We start from the raw sequence: 18,578 nt of genomic DNA on the forward strand, positions 1-18,578 counted from the left end.
CGGCGCATACTTATTAAGACTTCAGTTGATAATCCAGTGTAATTTCCGCGTTCAGCACCTGGGATACCGGACAACCAGCTTTCGCTTTCTGGATGATGCCGTCAAATGTGGCGGCATCTATCCCCGGGACGCTTACCTGGCTGTGCAACGCCACTTTGGTGATATCAAACCCGGCATCCACTTTATCCAGAGAAACGTCGGCTGTAGTATCAATGGCATCTGGCGTAAAACCTGCTTCGCCCAGCATGAGCGAGAGCGCCATTGAGAAGCAGGCTGCATGGGCCGCGCCAATCAACTCCTCAGGATTGGTGCCTTTCACTCCTTCAAATCGTGTATTAAACCCATACGGTTGCTGATTCAACACCCCACTTTCGGTCGACACGGTACCTTTCCCGCGCTTGATGTCGCCTTCCCAGTGTGCCTGACCTTTCTTATGGATAGTCATTATCGCTCTCCTGTGTTGTCGTTGGAGTTACAAGTATAGGACGGCTGAGAAAAAGCATGACACATAAGGGATAGTTCTCATTTCCTGCTTAAGCATTGACCTTTCAGATAAAATGACCGACCATCCAGAAAGCCGTTATGTTGAACATCGGCTTTCTATCAGGTTGTATTTCGTCCGTTCTTATACGGGCTCGCCCTTGAAACCAGTAACAGGATAAAGGAGTTAGAATGAAATCGAACCGTCAGGCCCGCCATATTCTTGGACTGGACCACAAAATCTCAAATCAACGCAAAGTCGTGACCGAAGGTGACAAAACCAACGTGGTCAATAATCCTACCGGAAGAAAGCGCCGCACTGACGGCAAATAGCCTTTCGCACGTATGACTGAGTAACGAGATAAACACCATTGCAACCGCAGTGGTGTTTTTGCTTATAAAACCCCTTAACCCATTCACAATGCTTTATACTTCGCCTGTTTCCCTGGCGGACAGGCCCGATACGATCATAAGAGTGCCAGGGACGGTTATTCAAAAAAGAGTGAGTGACATGGAAAACGAAACTAAAAAATTGCGTTCCCTTTACATCCCTTACGCTGGCCCGGTACTGCTGGAATTTCCTTTACTGAATAAGGGGAGCGCTTTCAGTGTGGAAGAACGCCGTAACTTCAACCTGCTGGGTTTACTGCCGGAAGTGGTCGAGACGATTGAAGAACAGGCCGAACGTGCCTGGATCCAATATCAGGGATTCAAAACCGAAATCGATAAACATATTTACCTGCGCAACATCCAGGACACTAACGAAACCCTGTTTTACCGACTGGTGCATAATCACCTTGATGAGATGATGCCGGTTATCTATACCCCAACAGTAGGCGCGGCCTGTGAGCGTTTCTCTGAGATCTATCGTCGCGCACGCGGCGTGTTTATCTCTTATCAGAACCGCCACAATATGGACGATATCCTGCAAAATGTTCCTAACCACAATATCAAAGTTATCGTCGTCACCGATGGGGAACGTATTTTGGGTCTTGGCGATCAGGGGATCGGCGGGATGGGTATTCCAATCGGTAAACTGTCGCTGTATACCGCGTGTGGCGGGATTAGCCCGGCTTACACTCTGCCAGTGGTACTGGACGTCGGGACTAACAACCAGCAATTGCTGAACGATCCACTGTATATGGGTTGGCGTAATCCGCGCATCACCGATGATGAATACTACGAATTTGTTGATGAATTTATCCAGGCTGTGAAGCATCGCTGGCCTGACGTGCTGTTGCAGTTTGAAGATTTTGCGCAGAAAAACGCCATGCCGCTGCTGACCCGTTATCGCGACGAAATTTGTTCATTTAACGATGATATTCAGGGCACCGCGGCGGTGACCGTCGGTACGCTGATTGCGGCCAGCCGTGCGGCGGGTAGCCAGCTGAGCGAGCAGAACATCGTTTTCCTCGGGGCGGGTTCCGCCGGTTGCGGGATTGCCGAGCAGATCATCGCGCAAATCCAGCGTGAAGGTTTAAGCGAAGAAGCCGCGCGTCAACGTGTGTTCATGGTCGATCGCTTCGGCCTGTTAACCGATAAAATGCCCAACCTGCTCTCTTTCCAGACCAAACTGGTGCAAAAACGCGAAAATCTGCAGCACTGGGATACGCAAGAAGATGTACTGTCGTTGCTCGACGTGGTACGTAACGTTAAGCCGGACATCCTGATCGGGGTTTCCGGACAAGTTGGCCTGTTTACCGAAGAGATCATTCGCGAAATGCACAAGCATTGCCCGCGTCCGATCGTCATGCCGCTGTCTAACCCGACTTCCCGCGTAGAAGCCACGCCGCAGGATATTATCGCCTGGACCGAAGGCAACGCACTGGTTGCGACCGGTAGTCCGTTCGCACCGGTAGTGTGGAAAGAGAAAACTTATCCTATCGCCCAGTGTAATAACGCGTACATCTTCCCGGGTATTGGCCTAGGCGTGATTGCTTCTGGCGCTAAGCGCATTACCGATGAAATGCTGATGTCGGCCAGTGAAACGCTGGCACAGTATTCACCGCTGGTGCTCAACGGCGAAGGATTGGTGTTGCCTGAGCTGAAAGACATTCAGACCGTGTCCCGCGCCATTGCGTTTGCCGTCGGTAAAATGGCCCAACAGCAAGGTGTGGCGGTGAAAACGTCCGCTGAAGCGCTGCAACAGGCGATTGACGATAATTTCTGGCAGGCAGAATATCGCGATTACCGTCGAACCTCTATCTGACGCTTTGCCCGGTGGCACGTTGCTGCCGGGCAATTTTTATCATTCAATTAACAAAGGCGTTATATCGACTATTGCTCTGAAAGTTCAAGCTCTGCAATAACCGGCAAGTGATCGCTCGCAGTAGACCACGTGAACTCTGGCGAATTATGTGGGATCTCCAGATTTTTAACGTTCCACTTCTGGCCTTTAAATGTGAAAATATGGTCAATATCAATCGCCGGGTTTACGGCTGGCCAAGTACGAGTATCCATCCCTTCTTTTGTGACTTCATTGAAAAAATAACGTATTTCTTTAAGTGGCTGCTCATCCCGGGTCGAATTGAAGTCCCCTGCCAGGATCTTGATTGAAGATGCAATATCCTGGAAATCAGATGTTGCATCACCAATGCTGATATCTAACAGGTAACGCGCCTGCTCTGTCCGCATTGTGGGATCTTTTTGCCAGTCGAGATGTGTCACCATAATAATAGGCGCGGAATCAAAGCCGGGTACGTCAACCTGCGCCAGGAGCGCCACGCGTTGTTCCGCGTTTCCCGAGGGTAGTTTCACGACCTGCGAATGCAGGATTTTATATTTGGAGAGAAGACCTAAGCCGTACTCACCACCATCGAAATCAAGGGCTTTACCGAAGGAATAATGTAGGTTATTGGCCTCAGCGATTTTTTTGAGTTGATCAATCTTTTGGCTACGTCCCGTTTTGTTATCAACCTCTGGAACAGCAATAATATCGGCATCAATTCTTTTAATCGCCGAATTAAGTGCTGTAAAATCCTTTACATCAGCAGAGGTTTCATTTTTACCAATGTTATAGGTGGCAATCTTTAAATGCGGTTTTTGTTGTGAGTAAATTTTGTCAGGCACCCCACCTTTTTGAACTTTAAGTATTTCATTTCCAACAAGTTTCTCATTTGCCTGAGCATTTGCAAGTAAACATCCCAGCGCAATCATCGTGAATGTAATTGTTTTTTTCATATCATCTATTCTCCAAAAAATAAAATAGTGAGAAGAGGATACTGGAGAATTTCGACTGTTGTTGTGATCGTTAACTCATGCTTTTGACGCGAAGAAAATTAACTTTTGAATAATTATCCTGTGTTCATGGTTTCTGCATTAACGTAACGTCCAACATGCCAGGTTTCACGGCCATACGTTCGAAACTTGCACTACTGCGTAACTTGCGATTACACTTTCACCATCGATTAACATTCGGAAATATAAAAGGAGGATACTTATGCTGTACTGTGAACGTTTCATCGTTTCACATGCTTTTGGCGATCGCCAGTGCTCAAGCGTTATCGGTATCGTGCTGCGATAACTTCTGCTTGAGCGAAGCTAACTTCTAAATCCCCTTCTCTCGGGCTTACCGGGTTATCGTCAGCGATGTTTGACGAGGCGTTTTTACGCCTGTAACTCTTGAGTAAGCAACAATGAGCACATTACTAACCGCACAATCCTTACACGTTGATACGGCATTTGGCACGCTATTCGACGATCTCACATTTACCCTGAAAAAAGGCGACCGCATCGGGCTTATCGGCTATAACGGCTGCGGCAAAAGCACGTTGTTAAAGCTGCTTGATGGCACCATCTCTCCTACCAGTGGCGTAATCGCGCAGGCGAATTACTGTCAACTCGCCCGTGTAGAACAACATTTACCCGACGATGTACTGCCGCTAACGTTGCAGGAGGCGGTTCTTGCTCAACTTCCCGAACATGAGCGCGCCAGCCAGCAGTGGCGAGTTGAAGCGTTACTCGCCGAAATGGGTTTTACGTCGGAGAATTTGCACCTCACTGCACAGACGCTGAGCGGCGGGCAGCACACGCGGCTTTTATTAGCGCGGGCGCTGATGCGAAATCCCGATCTGCTGCTGCTGGATGAACCGGGTAACCATCTGGATTTGCCAACATTACTGTGGCTGGAACAGTTCTTACAGAACTGGTCTGGCAGTTTTGTGGTGGTTTCTCACGACCCACAATTGCTGGATGCGGTGACGCAGGGAACCTGGATCCTGCGCGATCGTACTCTCCATGCCTTCGATCTACCCTGCAGCGAGGCGCGTCAGGCTCTGGCAGAAAGATACGCCAGCGATGCTCTGCGCCATAAGGCTGAACAAAAGGAGATAGACCGGGTTACCGCCAGCGCTAAACGGCTGGCAACCTGGGGGCGGGTCTACGACAACGAGGATTTGTCCCGCAAAGCGAAGCAGATGGAAAAGCAGGTGCAACGCCTGAAGGACGTTCAGACGGAAGTGACCGCAGGAAGTCAGTGGACACTAACATTGCATGGCGATGCCCTGCGTGCAGATCGTTTACTGGAGATGACTAATTTGTCGGTGGCCCCTGCTCCAGGCGCAGATACGCTGTTTTCCATTGCCGGAATTCGGTTAAAAAGCGGCGATCGGGTGGCGATTGTCGGACGCAACGGTTGCGGGAAATCTTCGCTGTTAAGGCTTATCTGGCAACAGTTTCAGTCACAGCTGGTATCACCTTCGCTGGTGTTGCACCCGCGCGTTACGTTGGGGTATTACGACCAAACGTTGCATCAGCTTGCCGATAGCGATTCGCTATTTGACGCGCTGGAGCCTTTTGCGCCTCAGCCTGATATCCGCAAAATGGCGCTGATTAGCGCGGGTTTTCCGTGGATCCGCCACGCGCAGAAAGTCAGTGTTTTAAGTGGTGGTGAGCGCTCCCGGCTGCTGTTTGTTGGGCTCTCGCTAGCTCGCTACGGCCTGCTGATGCTCGACGAACCGACCAACCATCTGGATCTGGAAGGTAAAGAGGCGCTGGCAGCAACGCTGCAAAGCTACCACGGCGGCGTGTTGCTGGTCAGTCATGACCGTCAGCTTATCAGCCAAAGCTGCAACCGGTTTTGGTTTATCGACGAGGGTGAGCTTAGCGAATGGCATGACCTGGAGGCAATCAACGCGCGTATTCAGGGCGCCACCAGTGAGTTAATGGTGCATAACAGTGTGGCAAAGGTTGTTCCTGCTCCCCATCGCAGTGGAGATGAAGTACTGGAAAAACTTCTTGAGCTGGAGCAGCGGCTGGCCGACGACCTCGCCCGCAAACCGAAGCATCAGAAACCGCAATTACAGGCGCAATGGCGGAAGGAGATTGCGCGTCTGAACTCACAACTGGAGTAAACCCATTGCCGGACAGCGGCGTTGTGCCCTGTCCGGCAAATCTTGCGTGACTTGTTTCTTCATGGAAGAACATCTGGCGTTATGGCGAAGCATGTCCGACGATTGCGTGCGACACAGACTCGCTGTTATCGATGCGGCCAGCCATGTTACTGATATCAATATGCCCGGTTATAGGTTGCATCCACTGGCGGGCGATCGCGACGGCATATGGGCAATTTATGTTTCAGGTAACTGGTGCATTACCTTTGAATTTGTCAATGGCGACGCGTACATATTGGACTACGAGGATTATCATTAATGAAGATGGCAAAAAAACGTGGATATTTCACGCCTGCGTAAGCTGGCAGTGCAGTGATAAAAGTGAATGCCGGATACGCTAACGCCATCCGGCATTTCATTTACTGCTTCGGCTGTTTTTCTTTCCAGGCATCCCATGCCTGCTTGATCTCTTGTTTCGCGGTGGCTGCATCGTTAAAGCCATTTAACTCTACTTTTTTACGCCCTTCCGGCAACTCTTTATACACGCGGAAAAACGACTCCAGTCGTTGCACTTCGATCTTTGGCAAATCGCTCAACTCTTTGATGTCGTCATAGGTGGGGTCAATTTTGCTGGCCGATACGGCGACAATTTTATCGTCCTTTTCCCCGCCATCGATCATCTTCAGCACGCCGATCGCGCGCAACTTGATCAGCGTTCCCGGGGCCAGCGGTGCCCGGGTATAGAAAATCACATCCAGCGGGTCACCGTCACCTGCCAGGGACTGGGTCAATGAACCGTAGTTTGCCGGATAGACAACCGGCATCGACTGGAAGCGATCGGCGACGATAAAGCCGGTTTTCGCATCGGTTTCATATTTTATGATCCCGCCTGCCGGGATTTCAGTCACGGCATAAAACTCTTCCGGGTTATTCTCCGGCTGCGGAAAGTCAAGGATATTCTGCGCCTGAACGGACGCACAGAGAAATACGCTGACTGCGAGTAATGTTTTCACCAGATGCATTGTCTTTTAACTCTTCTCTTAATGGAAAGACAACACCTTACGTTTACCAGATGACAGAAACATGACGTTTTTTTGGCAAAAAAAATGGCGCTACGTCGGTAGCGCCATTTTTATCAGCAGAACGTTAATGGATTATTGTAACCCTTCCTCGTTCTCTTTTTTGGCTTCGGCCTTTTCAACTTCACGATACCAGCGCGGGTGGTGTTTCTTCGCCCAGCGGCGACTCACCTTCCCTTCGACCATGCCCTTAATCGAACCTTTCACCCAAAATGCCATATACATATGGATGAGGATCGCGTGCATCAGAATGATGCCCGCCGCAGCATGGATTAACAGGCTGTAGCGGACAACCTGCATCGGGAAAAACTGCGCAAAGTACGGACGCCAGATAATGATGCCGGTAATCAGCAGCACGAAAATCATGCTCATGATCGACCAGAACATCATTTTTTGTCCGGCGTTGTATTTGCCCACATCCGCCACCTTGTGTTCATTGCCCTTCAGCACTTCGACAATGTTTTTCAGCCACGGAATATCTTTCTTATCCGGGATGTTGTGGTGCACAAAGCGTACAAACATGAACATTAGCGCGACGAAAATCAGCAGACCGAAGAACGGGTGCAAAATGCGCCCCATCTGTGGCGTACCGAAGGTTTGCGTCAGCCATTGCAGCGTCGGGAAGAAAAACGAAATCCCCGACAGTGCCACCAGAAAGAAGCAGATCACCACCGTCCAGTGACAGGCGCGGTCGATAAACTTCGTGCGCACAATCATTTTCGACTTACTCATGATGATCCTCCTCGTCGTCGTCCACTTCCTTATTCGGACCAATACCAATGTAGTGATAAATCAGTCCGGCGAAGGTGGCGATAAATCCGGCAGCGGCCAGCGGTTTCAGCGCTCCTTTCCACAGATTGATAGAAGTATCGATCTTAGGTTCTTTCGGCAGACCGTGATACAGCTCCGGCTGGTTGGCATGATGCAGAACGTACATGACGTGCGTGCCCCCCACACCTTCCGGGTTGTAGAGACCGGCGTGTTCAAAACCACGTGCTTTCAGTTTTTCCACACGCTGCTCGCCCATTTCCAGCATTTCCTGCTTGGTGCCGAAATGTATTGCCCCGGTTGGACAGGTCTTCACGCAGGCAGGTTCCTGCCCAACGCTGACGCGATCCACACACAGCGTACATTTATACACGCGGTTATCCTCTTTATTGAGGCGCGGAATATTAAATGGACACCCGGCAATACAGTAGCCGCAGCCAATGCAGTGCTCTGACTGGAAATCGACAATCCCGTTGGCATACTGAATGATTGCCCCGGCAGATGGGCATGCTTTCAGGCAGCCCGGATCTTCACAGTGCATACAGCCGTCTTTACGAATCAACCATTCCAGCTTGCCGTTCTGTTCGGTTTCGGTGAACCGCATCACCGTCCAGGACTTAGCGCTGAGATCGGCGGGGTTGTCATACACCCCTACGCAGTGGCCGACTTCGTCACGGATATCGTTCCATTCTGAGCATGCCACCTGACAGGCTTTACAGCCTATACAGGTGGAGACGTCGATTAGCTTCGCAACTTCGGCTTTGTAATCACGGCCCTGAGGCGGCGGCGTGATGGAGTTTGTTGCGGACCTTTTGATGATGTCCTGCGTTTCCATAGACATTTGTTCGCCTCCCTTACGCCTTCTCGATGTTAACTAAAAACGCTTTGTATTCCGGCGTTTGCGAGTTTGCATCACCGACATTCGGCGTCAGGGTGTTGGCGATAAAGCCTTTACGCGCGACTCCTTCAAAGCCCCAGTGAATTGGGATCCCAACCGTTTCAACCTGCTGACCGTTGACGTTCAGGGTACGCAGACGACGAGTGACGACAGCAACTGCGCGAATAAATCCACGCTTGCTGCTGACTTTCACGTAATCGCCATTGTTAATTCCCTTCGCTGCCGCCAGTGTTTCGCTGATTTCCACAAACTGCTCTGGCTGGGCAATCGCATTCAGTAATGCGTGCTTGGTCCAGGTATGGAAATGTTCGGTCAGACGATAGGTTGTCCCGACGTACGGGAAATCCTGCTTCGTCCCCATGCGTAATTTATCCGCCTCGTACAGACGTGCTGCCGGGTTGGAGATCACGCTCGGGTGCAGCGGGTTAGTACCCAGCGGTGTTTCCATCGGCTCGTAGTGTTCCGGGAACGGCCCTTCCGCCATTTTATCGATAGCGAACAGACGACCCAGCCCTTCCGGCTGCATAATAAACGGATTAGTGCCACTGCCCGGTGCCGCGGTGTTGAAGTCCGGGATATCGTTCCCCGTCCACTTCGTGCCGTTCCACTGGATCAGCATACGTTTTGGATCCCACGGCTTGCCCTGCGGATCCGCCGATGCGCGGTTATACAGGACGCGACGGTTCAACGGCCATGCCCAGGTCCAGCCCAGCGTATTACCAAGACCTGACGGGTCGGCGTTATCGCGGTTGGCCATCTGGTTGCCCTGCTCGGTCCAGCTACCGGTATAAATCCAGCAGGAGGATGAGGTCGTTCCATCATCGCGAAGGAGTGCAAAGCTGCTGAGCAACTGACCTTTCTTCGCAATTAGCACGCCGTTGGCGTCATAGAGATCTTCCAGCGCATAGCCGTTATTCTCTTTCGCCACTTCTTCGGAATGCGGTTCGTCCGGTTGCTTATAGTTCCAGCTCATTTTCAGCACCGGCTCTACGGCCTTACCGCCTTCAGTGCGATACATATCGCGCAGACGGTGGTAAATACCGGCCAGAATTTCGCCGTCGTTGCGGGCTTCACCCGGCGCATCCTGTCCTTTCCAGTGCCACTGCAGCCAACGGCCGGAGTTGGCGATGGAGCCATCTTCTTCCGCAAAGCAAGTGGATGGCAGACGGAAGACTTCGGTCTGAATAGATGCCGGGTCGACATCGTTAGACTCGCCGTGGTTCTGCCAGAACGTTGAGGTTTCAGTCACCAGCGGATCGATTACCACCAGATACTTCAGTTTACTCAGCGACTGCACCACTTTGTTTTTATCCGGGAAGGACGCAACCGGGTTAAAGCCCTGACAGATGTAGCCGGTGACTTTCCCGCTATCCATCATGTTGAAGTATTTAATGACGTCGTAGGACTGATCCCACTTCGGCAGCCAATCAAAGCCCCAGTCGTTCTCTTTTTGCGCCGCATTGCCATAGAAAGACTTCATCAGACTGACGAAGAATTTCGGATAGTTGCCCCAGTAGTTAACCTGATCGGCTAACGTGGCTTTCGGCGTATTCGCGGCCAGATAGGTTTGCAGATCCGCGTGTTTCTCTGACGGCAGCGTCAGGTAGCCCGGCAGACTGGTCGACAGCAGACCTAAATCAGTTAACCCCTGAATGTTGGAGTGACCGCGTAAGGCGTTAACCCCACCACCTGCCATCCCCATGTTGCCGAGCAACAACTGGATCATCGCCATGGTACGGATGTTCTGCGCCCCGACGGTATGTTGAGTCCAGCCCAGCGCATACAGGAAGGTGGTTGTGCGATCGGCTGCGCTGGTGGAAGCCAGCACTTCGCAGACTTTCAGGAAGTCTGCTTTTGGCGTACCGCAGATGTTTTCCACCACATCCGGCGTGTAGCGGGAAACGTGCTGTTTTAACAGATTCCAGACACAGCGAGGATGGCTTAACGTTTCATCGCGTTTCGCGTAGCCGTTTTCATCGAACTGATAGTTCCAGGACGATTTATCGTATTGGCGTTTTTGTGCGTCGTATCCGCTGAACAGACCGTCTTCAAAAGTAAAGTCATCCCGCACCAGCAGGCTGGCGTTGGTGTAATGCTTCACGTATTCAGCATTGATTTTGTTGTTTTCAATCAGGTACAGCAAAACACCGGACAGGAACGTGATGTCCGTGCCGGAACGAATCGGCGCGTAAATATCTGCCACCGAGGCTGTACGGGTGAAACGAGGGTCAACAACAATCAGCGTGGCATCATTGTTGTTTTTGGCTTCCATCGCCCAGCGGAATCCCACCGGATGTGCTTCAGCGGCGTTACCGCCCATCACCATCACGACGTTGGCGTTTTTAATATCTACCCAGTGGTTGGTCATCGCACCGCGACCAAATGTTGGAGCAAGACTTGCTACCGTTGGTCCGTGTCAGACGCGTGCCTGGTTATCAACTGCCAGCATGCCGAGAGAGCGCACAAATTTTTGCGTCAGCATGCCGGTTTCATTACTTGCCGCAGATGCACACAGCATCCCGGTAGAAAGCCAGCGGTTAACCGTTACGCCTTGCTCATTCTTCTCAATAAAATTGGCGTCGCGGTCAGCTTTCATCAGTTTCGCGATGCGGGTAAAGGCATCATCCCAGCTGATACGCTGCCATTTGTCGGAGCCAGGAGCGCGATATTCCGGGTAACGCAGACGGTTTTCGCTGTGTATGTAATCCAATAATCCTGCGCCCTTAGGACATAATGCCCCACGGCTCACCGGATGATCCGGATCCCCTTCAATATGGTAAATCGACTCTTTGGCGTTTTTAGCTCCATCACCCAGGCTATACATTAATAGCCCGCAACCTACGGAACAGTATGTGCATGTGTTTCGGATCTCTTTGGCGCGTAACAACTTATAGTTTCGCGCCTGAGCCAGTGCCATTTTGGGTGCAAAACCCAGAGCGGCTACTGTTGTTCCCGCCATACCGCCCGCGCAGATTTTAAAAAATTGTCTGCGGCTGACGTCCATTGCTTTCCTCTTTTTTGCAGGGGTTCGTACAGGAAATCTCTCAAATTGCGCCAGCGCGGCTGTTTGAAAGATGACATGTACAACTTCGCGACGAAACTATCAGCTATATCCATATTTTTTTTGCGTCAAATCAATAACGAAACGGTTCCGCTACTAAATAGTGCTCTTTGCTTAACCTTTGTACTCATAAGGGAGTAGGTAAAAGGTAATTAATTAGCGTGCTATGGTGCAAAAGTGCTATAAATTTCAGCTTAATTTTTGCCAGTATCATGGACAGACAAATAGCATGACAAAACAAAAAGCAACGTTGATTGGGCTGATTGCCATTGTGCTCTGGAGCACCATGGTGGGTCTCATTCGTGGAGTAAGTGAAGGACTGGGGCCAGCGGGTGGCGCGGCAATGATTTTTTCATTAAGCGGCTTGTTGCTGATATTTACTGTTGGCTTTCCTGATATCAGAAAAATCCCTGTACGTTATTTGATCGCCGGTAGTGTGCTTTTTGTGAGCTATGAAATATGTTTAGCGCTGGCCCTGGGTTATGCCGCAACTCGTCATCAGGCCATTGAGGTCGGCATGGTCAACTATCTCTGGCCAAGCCTGACGATATTATTTGCCATTTTATTTAATGGCCAGAAAACAACCTGGTTGGTGGTTCCCGGATTAATCATCGCATTGACCGGGGTCTGTTGGGTATTGGGGGGTGAAAATGGTCTCAATCCTGGTGAAATTATCAGCAATGTCGCTACCAGCCCGCTTAGCTATTTCCTCGCCTTTCTCGGAGCTTTTATCTGGGCAACGTATTGCACGGTGACCAATAAATATGCAAAAGGTTTTAATGGCATCACCGTCTTCGTTTTACTGACGGCTGCAAGTTTGTGGGTTTACTATTTTATTACTCCTCAGCCGGAAATGGTTTTCAGCACGTCGGTGACGATTAAAATGTTCACCGCTGCATTAACGTTAGGATTTGCCTATGCTGCGTGGAATATCGGTATATTGCACGGTAACGTGACCATCATGGCTGTTGGGTCTTATTTTACCCCGGTGCTTTCCTCCGCATTGGCTGCTGTATTGCTCAGTGCTCCGCTGTCCCTTTCCTTCTGGCAAGGTGCGCTGATGGTCTGCGCTGGCTCGCTGCTTTGCTGGCTGGCAACGCGGCGCGCCTGAAAAAATACGGGTTTTATCACAAATAAATAAAACCCGGCTATACTTTAGACAAATTGATGAATAATAATTGTTCATTCTGTCTGCTCTTTATGTTTATATTTGTTTAATTAAATGTTAAATATATGGTAATCAATTAACGCCTGAAAATATTATGCGGTTATCCATATCCCTTCACATGTATATATTACACCTGCGAAACTAACACCATTTAAATCATAGGGCTGCCAATAGTCCCCTATGTAAATATACCCATTCAGATCTGTCACATATAAAGATTAATGCAATCAGTTATATTATGTAGATCTGGATCACACAACTTCAAATATTTCGCAATATTATGAAACTTATTATTGAACTTATACCACTGCGTCATTTAAAAATAGTTTGCCATTGACGAACCCCTCGTTTAGCAATGGTTTAGGAAACACACCAAGAAATAATTATAAGGATTATTTAGAATGAAACTTAAATTAGTTGCAGTGGCAGTGACTAGCCTGTTGGCAGCAGGTGCAGTAAACGCAGCTGAGGTATATAACAAAGACGGTAACAAACTGGACCTGTACGGTAAAGTTCACGCTCAGCACTACTTCTCTGATGACACCGGCAGTGATGGCGACAAAACTTATGCACGTATGGGTTTCAAAGGCGAAACTCAGATCAATGACCAACTGGTTGGTTTTGGTCAGTGGGAATATGAATTCAAAGGCAACCGTACTGAATCCACCGGTGGTTCCAACAGCGACAAAACTCGTCTGGCATTCGCTGGTCTGAAATTCGCTGAATACGGTTCTTTCGACTACGGTCGTAACTACGGCGTAGCGTACGACATCGGCGCATGGACCGACGTTCTGCCAGAGTTCGGTGGCGATACCTGGACCCAGACTGACGTATTCATGACTGGCCGTACTACCGGCGTTGCAACCTACCGTAACACCGACTTCTTCGGTCTGGTTGAAGGTCTGAACTTTGCTGCTCAGTACCAGGGCAAAAACGACCGTTCTAATGTCAAAGAAGCTAACAGTGACGGCTTCGGTCTGTCTACCACTTATGAGTATGAAGGCTTCGGCGTAGGTGCTACCTATGCGAAATCTGACCGTACCGATTCCCAGACCCGTGCTGGCAGCGCATTCAAAGCTGACGGTAAAAACGCTGAAGTTTGGGCTGCTGGTCTGAAATATGATGCGAACAACATCTATCTGGCAACCACCTACTCCGAAACCCGCAACATGACCACCTATGGTTCTGTAAACGGTATCGCTGAAAAAACTCAGAACTTTGAAGCTGTTGCTCAGTACCAGTTCGACTTCGGTCTGCGTCCGTCCGTTGCTTACCTGAAATCTAAAGGTAAAGACATTGCAGTATACGGCGACCAGGATCTGGTTGAATACGTAGACCTGGGTGCTACCTACTACTTCAACAAAAACATGTCCACCTTCGTTGATTACAAAATCAACCTGCTGGATGACAACAACTTCACCCGCGCTGCCGGTGTAAGCACCGACAACATCGTAGCTGTTGGTCTGAACTACCAGTTCTAATTTTGTTGTAGCCTGAATACAAAGCCAGTCCTTCAGGGGCTGGCTTTTTCTCTTGATGTAGACTCGGTCATAAGGAGTATGCCGTGCAGACATTCACTGGTCGTTGTCTTTGCGGACAGAGTCATTTTACCGTCGACGTCGAAATGCTGGATGTCTATGCCTGCCACTGTACGCTATGTCAAAAGTGGTCTGGAGGCATTGCTATGTATCTGGAATCCAGCACTCACCCGCAGATGTCGCCAGATTCAGCCGAACCCTCACACTTTCCTTCTTCAAATCGTGGGGAACGTTTCTTCTGCTCCGGTTGCGGATGTCCCCTGTGGTTTACCCTAACGGGCAGCGATCGTTATTTTGTGCCGTGGACATTGCTGGAACTGAATGAGGTGGATCGCCGCCGCCTGGTTTTAGCGGCAGAGATCTATACGGAAACACAACCTGCGTTCTGGAGACTGACGGGGCAATACGCTCGACTGAGTGGAAAAGAAGTCGAAGAGATGGATTACCCCTGTCATTTAGCCCATTAGTTAATGACGCTGTACCTTTGCCAGACTGAACCACATTCCTACCGCCAAAACGATAAGCATGCTGCCGGCACTGCTTAAGGCCACACTGTGCGACCAGGTAAAGGCTTCTCTGGCTGCTGACAACAACGCCTCACTCAGGGACGCCGGAAGCGAATGCGCCAGTTGTACCGCCTCACCCATTGACGATGAGGCTCGCTCTATTTCCTGCGGATTAAGTCCCGCAGGCGGCAGAATCGAGGCTGAAAAGCTACGGCTCAACAACAAACCAAAGATAGCAATCCCAAGCCCGGCCCCCAGTTCATAAGCCATTGTTTCGATGGCGCCTGCGGCAGCAGCTTTTTCTGCCGGCGCTGCCGCCATGATAGCCGCCGTTGAGGCCAGGAGCGCGCTGGCGGCGCTAAAACCGAGCAAAGCCATCAATATCCAGGCCTGAATCTGCTGGGTACTAAAGTCCGTCATTGCCAGACCGTAAAAACTGACGGCGCTCAGCGCCATACCCGCCGTTGCCACGCAACGTAATCCCAGACATGATACCAGCATACCAGCGATCGGTCCGCTGAAGCCGCTGGCCAGCATCACCGGTAGCATAAATAACCCCGCCTGATACGGCGTTAAACCATGTACAAACTGCAGCTCCTGAGCCATCAGCAACTCAAAACCAACCAGAGTAATCATCGCCGTCATCGCCATAACTACGCCGCTTAAAATAATACGATGCGTGAACAGCCGCATATCAATCATCGGGCGCGCGGCCGCAAGCTGGATACGCACGAACTGCCCCAATAATAACGCACCAATTATCAATGTCAGTACGATGACCACGATCGCTGTATGCCCTTTCAACGCCGTTTTCGCGCTGTAAACCAGCAGCAGAATGGCGACAATCAGCATTATCGCATGACCGAAGTTTAACGATTGATCGCGTCGTCCGGCCTGGCGCGGCACATAACGCGCGGTTAATGCCATAACCACCAGGACAATGGGCACATTGATTAAGAACACGGAACCCCAATAGAAGTTCTCCAGCAGCATGCCGCCCACTAACGGTCCAAATGCGGCACCACCGGAACCCACGGCTGCCCACACGCCCAGCGCCATATTACGATGACGTTGCTCGGCAAAGGTTGCGCGGATACCCGCAAGCGTTGCTGGCACAATCATCGCCGCACCAATCGCCAATACGGCCCGGGTGGCAATCAACCAACTGGCGCTGTGGGCAAAGGCGGCGGCCAGCGATGCCAGACCAAACAAGCCTCCACCTAACAGCAGCAAGCGTTTAAAGCCAATGCGATCGCCCAGCGCCCCCATGGGCAACACCATACCGGCCATTACCAGAGAATAAATATCAATGATCCACAGCAGCTCGTTACCACTGGCACCCAGCGTCATACTCAGCGTGGGCGCGGCAACATGCAGCACCGTTGCATCAATCGCAACAGGGATGTAGACCAGCACAATAATCACTAACGTTAACCACTGACGAAACATAAAATTCCCTTCGAAACTAAAACTGGACGCATGTCCAACTTCAGCGATCCTACGGAAAATTGAACATATGTCCAACTTTTTGTTACACTGCGTGCTAAACGGGTATGGGAGGAACGATGAGCTATCTGAATCGGGATGAACGTCGGGAAGTGATTCTGCAGGCGGCAATGCGCGTCGCGCTTGAGGAAGGATTTACCGCCATGACGGTGCGGCGTATTGCCACGGAAGCTCAGGTGTCCACCGGCCAGGTACACCATCACTTTACGTCTGCCGGTGAGTTAAAATCCCTCGCTTTTGTGCAACTGATCCGTACCCTTCTGGATGCCGAACTGGTCAGCGCAAACGCCAGCTTCCGTGAACGGCTTCACGCCATGCTGGGCAGCGAAGACGGCGGGTTTGAACCCTATATTAAACTGTGGCGTGAAGCACAGGTTCTGGCGGATAAAGATCCGGAAATCAAAAGTGCTTACCTGCTGACCATGCGGATGTGGCACGAAGAAACCGCCGCTATCATTGCTCAGGGACAGAAAGCAGGTGAGTTTTCTCCAGACCCGGATGCTACCGATGTGGCCTGGCGTTTGATTGCGTTGGTCTGCGGTCTGGATGGCATCTATGTATTAGGCATTGAAGAAATGGCCGATCCTGCGTTCGAGCGCCATTTGGATCGTATGATTACGTTAGAGTTAGTTAATTGATGTTATAGATGAATTAATAATACATCTTTTATATTTACAATTGGTAACACTTAAGCAACGTGTAATCCCCCCATCACGCCGCGTTATTGCGCTTTTTTATCTATTCTTTCAGTCAATATTCCCAAAACTTTTCAATAGTTTCTAAAAAGAACCCGCGCGGCGCTGTATGCGTTTATTTCTTTTTCATGAACGGCATGTGCATGGAGAATAATATGTCAGCATCAAATGAGAAAAATAATCGTTATCTTTTAACTGACTGGAAACCGGAGAACCCCGCCTTTTGGGAAAATAAAGGTAAGCATATTGCCCGAAGAAATCTCTGGATATCAGTGAGTTGCCTGTTGCTGGCGTTCTGCGTCTGGATGTTGTTCAGCGCCGTGGCCGTCAATCTGAATAAAATTGGTTTTAATTTTACCACCGACCAACTGTTTTTATTAACCGCATTGCCTTCTCTTTCTGGCGCGATATTACGTGTTCCCTACTCCTTTATGGTACCTATATTTGGGGGGCGTCGCTGGACCATTTTTAGCACCATTATTCTGGTCGTTCCCTGCGTCTGGCTCGGATTTGCCGTGCAAAACACCGCTACTCCGTTTGGCGTATTTATTATTATTGCGCTGATGTGTGGTTTTGCTGGTGCTAACTTTGCCTCCAGCATGGGCAATATCAGCTTTTTCTTCCCAAAAGCGAAACAAGGTAGCGCGTTAGGTGTTAACGGCGGTCTCGGCAACCTTGGCGTCAGCGTGATGCAGTTGATCGCACCGTTGGTGATCTTTCTGCCCATCTTTACCTTTTTGGGCGTACAGGGCGTCCCGCAAGCCGACGGCTCGTTACTGTCGCTGGCCAATGCCGCATGGATTTGGGTTCCGTTATTGCTGATAGCCACCGTGGCGGCAAGCACGGGAATGAACGACATTGCCAGTTCGAAGGCCTCCATTGCTTCCCAGTTACCGGTCCTGAAGCGTTTTCATCTGTGGCTATTAAGCCTGCTGTATCTTGCCACCTTTGGTTCATTTATCGGTTTCTCGGCAGGCTTTGCCATGCTGGCGAAAACCCAGTTCCCGGACGTGAATATTCTGCAACTGGCGTTCTTCGGCCCATTCATTGGCGCGCTTGCGCGTTCGGCGGGCGGCGTGATCTCTGACAAGTTCGGCGGTGTACGCGTCACATTAATTAACTTCATCTTTATGGCGCTGTTTAGTGCCCTGCTGTTTCTTACCCTGCCAGGGTCTGGCGAAGGAAACTTTGTCGCCTTCTACCTGGTGTTTATGGGCTTGTTCCTGACCGCAGGTTTGGGTAGCGGTTCGACCTTCCAGATGATTGCGGTGATCTTTCGCAAAATCACCATTTACCGGGTGAAGCTGCACGGTGGTACTGAAGAACAGGCTCAGCGTGAAGCGGTAACCGATACCGCAGCCGCTCTGGGGTTTATCTCTGCTATTGGCGCGGTCGGGGGCTTCTTTATTCCGAAAGCGTTCGGTTCATCGCTGGCGCTGACCGGCTCTCCGGTCGGCGCCATGAAAATATTCCTTGTGTTCTACATCGTCTGCGTGCTGGTGACCTGGATGGTATACGGCCGTAAATCACAAAAAAAATAGTCATCTTT

At 50.4% G+C, this 18,578-nt stretch carries 15 protein-coding genes and 1 pseudogene; 9 read left to right on the forward strand and 7 right to left on the reverse strand.

Annotated features, from left to right (window positions below):
- Nucleotides 1-13: 13 nt before the first annotated feature.
- A complete protein-coding gene (locus tag ACU8YC_RS02040) occupies nt 14-445 on the reverse strand; it encodes an OsmC family protein (protein WP_446894962.1) in 432 nt (143 codons plus the stop codon).
- A 227-nt stretch (nt 446-672) separates the two neighbouring features.
- Between ACU8YC_RS02040 and sra the strand changes: the two genes are divergently transcribed.
- Entirely contained in the window at nt 673-813 is a 141-nt protein-coding gene (gene sra / locus ACU8YC_RS02045; RefSeq protein ID WP_079937903.1) for a stationary-phase-induced ribosome-associated protein, read from the forward strand.
- A 178-nt stretch (nt 814-991) separates the two neighbouring features.
- On the forward strand, nt 992-2,689 hold the full coding sequence (gene maeA, locus ACU8YC_RS02050; RefSeq protein ID WP_151219245.1) for a malate dehydrogenase: 1,698 nt from the start codon (nt 992-994) through the stop codon (nt 2,687-2,689).
- 68 nt (nt 2,690-2,757) lie between these two features.
- Here the strand turns inward: maeA and ACU8YC_RS02055 are convergent, their stop codons facing one another.
- Nucleotides 2,758-3,660, reverse strand: a complete 903-nt coding sequence (locus ACU8YC_RS02055; protein WP_446894963.1) for an endonuclease/exonuclease/phosphatase family protein — start codon at nt 3,658-3,660, stop codon at nt 2,758-2,760.
- A 455-nt stretch (nt 3,661-4,115) separates the two neighbouring features.
- On the opposite strand from ACU8YC_RS02055, the gene ACU8YC_RS02060 reads away from it, so the two are divergent.
- A complete protein-coding gene (locus tag ACU8YC_RS02060; RefSeq protein ID WP_446894964.1) occupies nt 4,116-5,831 on the forward strand; it encodes an ABC-F family ATP-binding cassette domain-containing protein in 1,716 nt (571 codons plus the stop codon).
- 81 nt (nt 5,832-5,912) lie between these two features.
- A pseudogene (locus ACU8YC_RS02065) lies at nt 5,913-6,129 on the forward strand (type II toxin-antitoxin system RelE/ParE family toxin).
- Nucleotides 6,130-6,229: 100 nt separating this feature from the next.
- Here ACU8YC_RS02065 and ACU8YC_RS02070 read toward each other — a convergent pair.
- From ACU8YC_RS02070 to fdnG, 4 genes are all read right to left on the reverse strand, one after another.
- A complete protein-coding gene (locus ACU8YC_RS02070; RefSeq protein ID WP_446894965.1) occupies nt 6,230-6,832 on the reverse strand; it encodes an inorganic diphosphatase in 603 nt (200 codons plus the stop codon).
- A 132-nt stretch (nt 6,833-6,964) separates the two neighbouring features.
- Nucleotides 6,965-7,621 carry a formate dehydrogenase-N subunit gamma gene (gene fdnI, locus ACU8YC_RS02075; protein WP_151219249.1) on the reverse strand — a complete coding sequence of 219 codons (657 nt, stop codon included), beginning with the start codon at nt 7,619-7,621 and terminating at the stop codon, nt 6,965-6,967.
- Nucleotides 7,614-8,498, reverse strand: coding sequence for a formate dehydrogenase N subunit beta (gene fdnH / locus ACU8YC_RS02080; RefSeq protein WP_151225463.1), 885 nt, complete (start codon nt 8,496-8,498; stop codon nt 7,614-7,616). The genes fdnI and fdnH overlap by 8 nt, the downstream gene beginning before the upstream one ends.
- A gap of 13 nt (nt 8,499-8,511) precedes the next feature.
- Nucleotides 8,512-11,559, reverse strand: coding sequence for a formate dehydrogenase-N subunit alpha (gene fdnG / locus ACU8YC_RS02085; protein WP_187252407.1), 3,048 nt, complete (start codon nt 11,557-11,559; stop codon nt 8,512-8,514).
- A 286-nt stretch (nt 11,560-11,845) separates the two neighbouring features.
- On the opposite strand from fdnG, the gene yddG reads away from it, so the two are divergent.
- The 3 genes from yddG to ACU8YC_RS02100 all read left to right on the forward strand — a co-directional run bounded on the left by yddG (nt 11,846) and on the right by ACU8YC_RS02100 (nt 14,789).
- A complete protein-coding gene (gene yddG / locus ACU8YC_RS02090) occupies nt 11,846-12,727 on the forward strand; it encodes an aromatic amino acid efflux DMT transporter YddG (protein ID WP_151219251.1) in 882 nt (293 codons plus the stop codon).
- 458 nt (nt 12,728-13,185) lie between these two features.
- A complete protein-coding gene (gene ompD, locus ACU8YC_RS02095) occupies nt 13,186-14,265 on the forward strand; it encodes a porin OmpD (RefSeq protein WP_446894966.1) in 1,080 nt (359 codons plus the stop codon).
- Nucleotides 14,266-14,348: 83 nt separating this feature from the next.
- Nucleotides 14,349-14,789 (forward strand): GFA family protein, encoded by a 441-nt coding sequence (locus ACU8YC_RS02100; protein WP_444505652.1) that lies wholly within the window; start codon nt 14,349-14,351, stop codon nt 14,787-14,789.
- On the opposite strand, the gene ACU8YC_RS02105 is transcribed toward ACU8YC_RS02100, so the two are convergent.
- A complete protein-coding gene (locus ACU8YC_RS02105) occupies nt 14,790-16,277 on the reverse strand; it encodes a SmvA family efflux MFS transporter (protein WP_446894967.1) in 1,488 nt (495 codons plus the stop codon).
- Nucleotides 16,278-16,393: 116 nt separating this feature from the next.
- On the opposite strand from ACU8YC_RS02105, the gene ACU8YC_RS02110 reads away from it, so the two are divergent.
- Both ACU8YC_RS02110 and ACU8YC_RS02115 read left to right on the forward strand, forming a co-directional pair.
- Entirely contained in the window at nt 16,394-16,972 is a 579-nt protein-coding gene (locus tag ACU8YC_RS02110; protein ID WP_151225465.1) for a TetR family transcriptional regulator, read from the forward strand.
- Between the two features lie 212 nt (nt 16,973-17,184).
- Nucleotides 17,185-18,570 carry a NarK family nitrate/nitrite MFS transporter gene (locus ACU8YC_RS02115; RefSeq protein WP_446894968.1) on the forward strand — a complete coding sequence of 462 codons (1,386 nt, stop codon included), beginning with the start codon at nt 17,185-17,187 and terminating at the stop codon, nt 18,568-18,570.
- Nucleotides 18,571-18,578: the final 8 nt, after the last annotated feature.

It is taken from the genome of Citrobacter sp. VF227, from assembly GCF_052950715.1.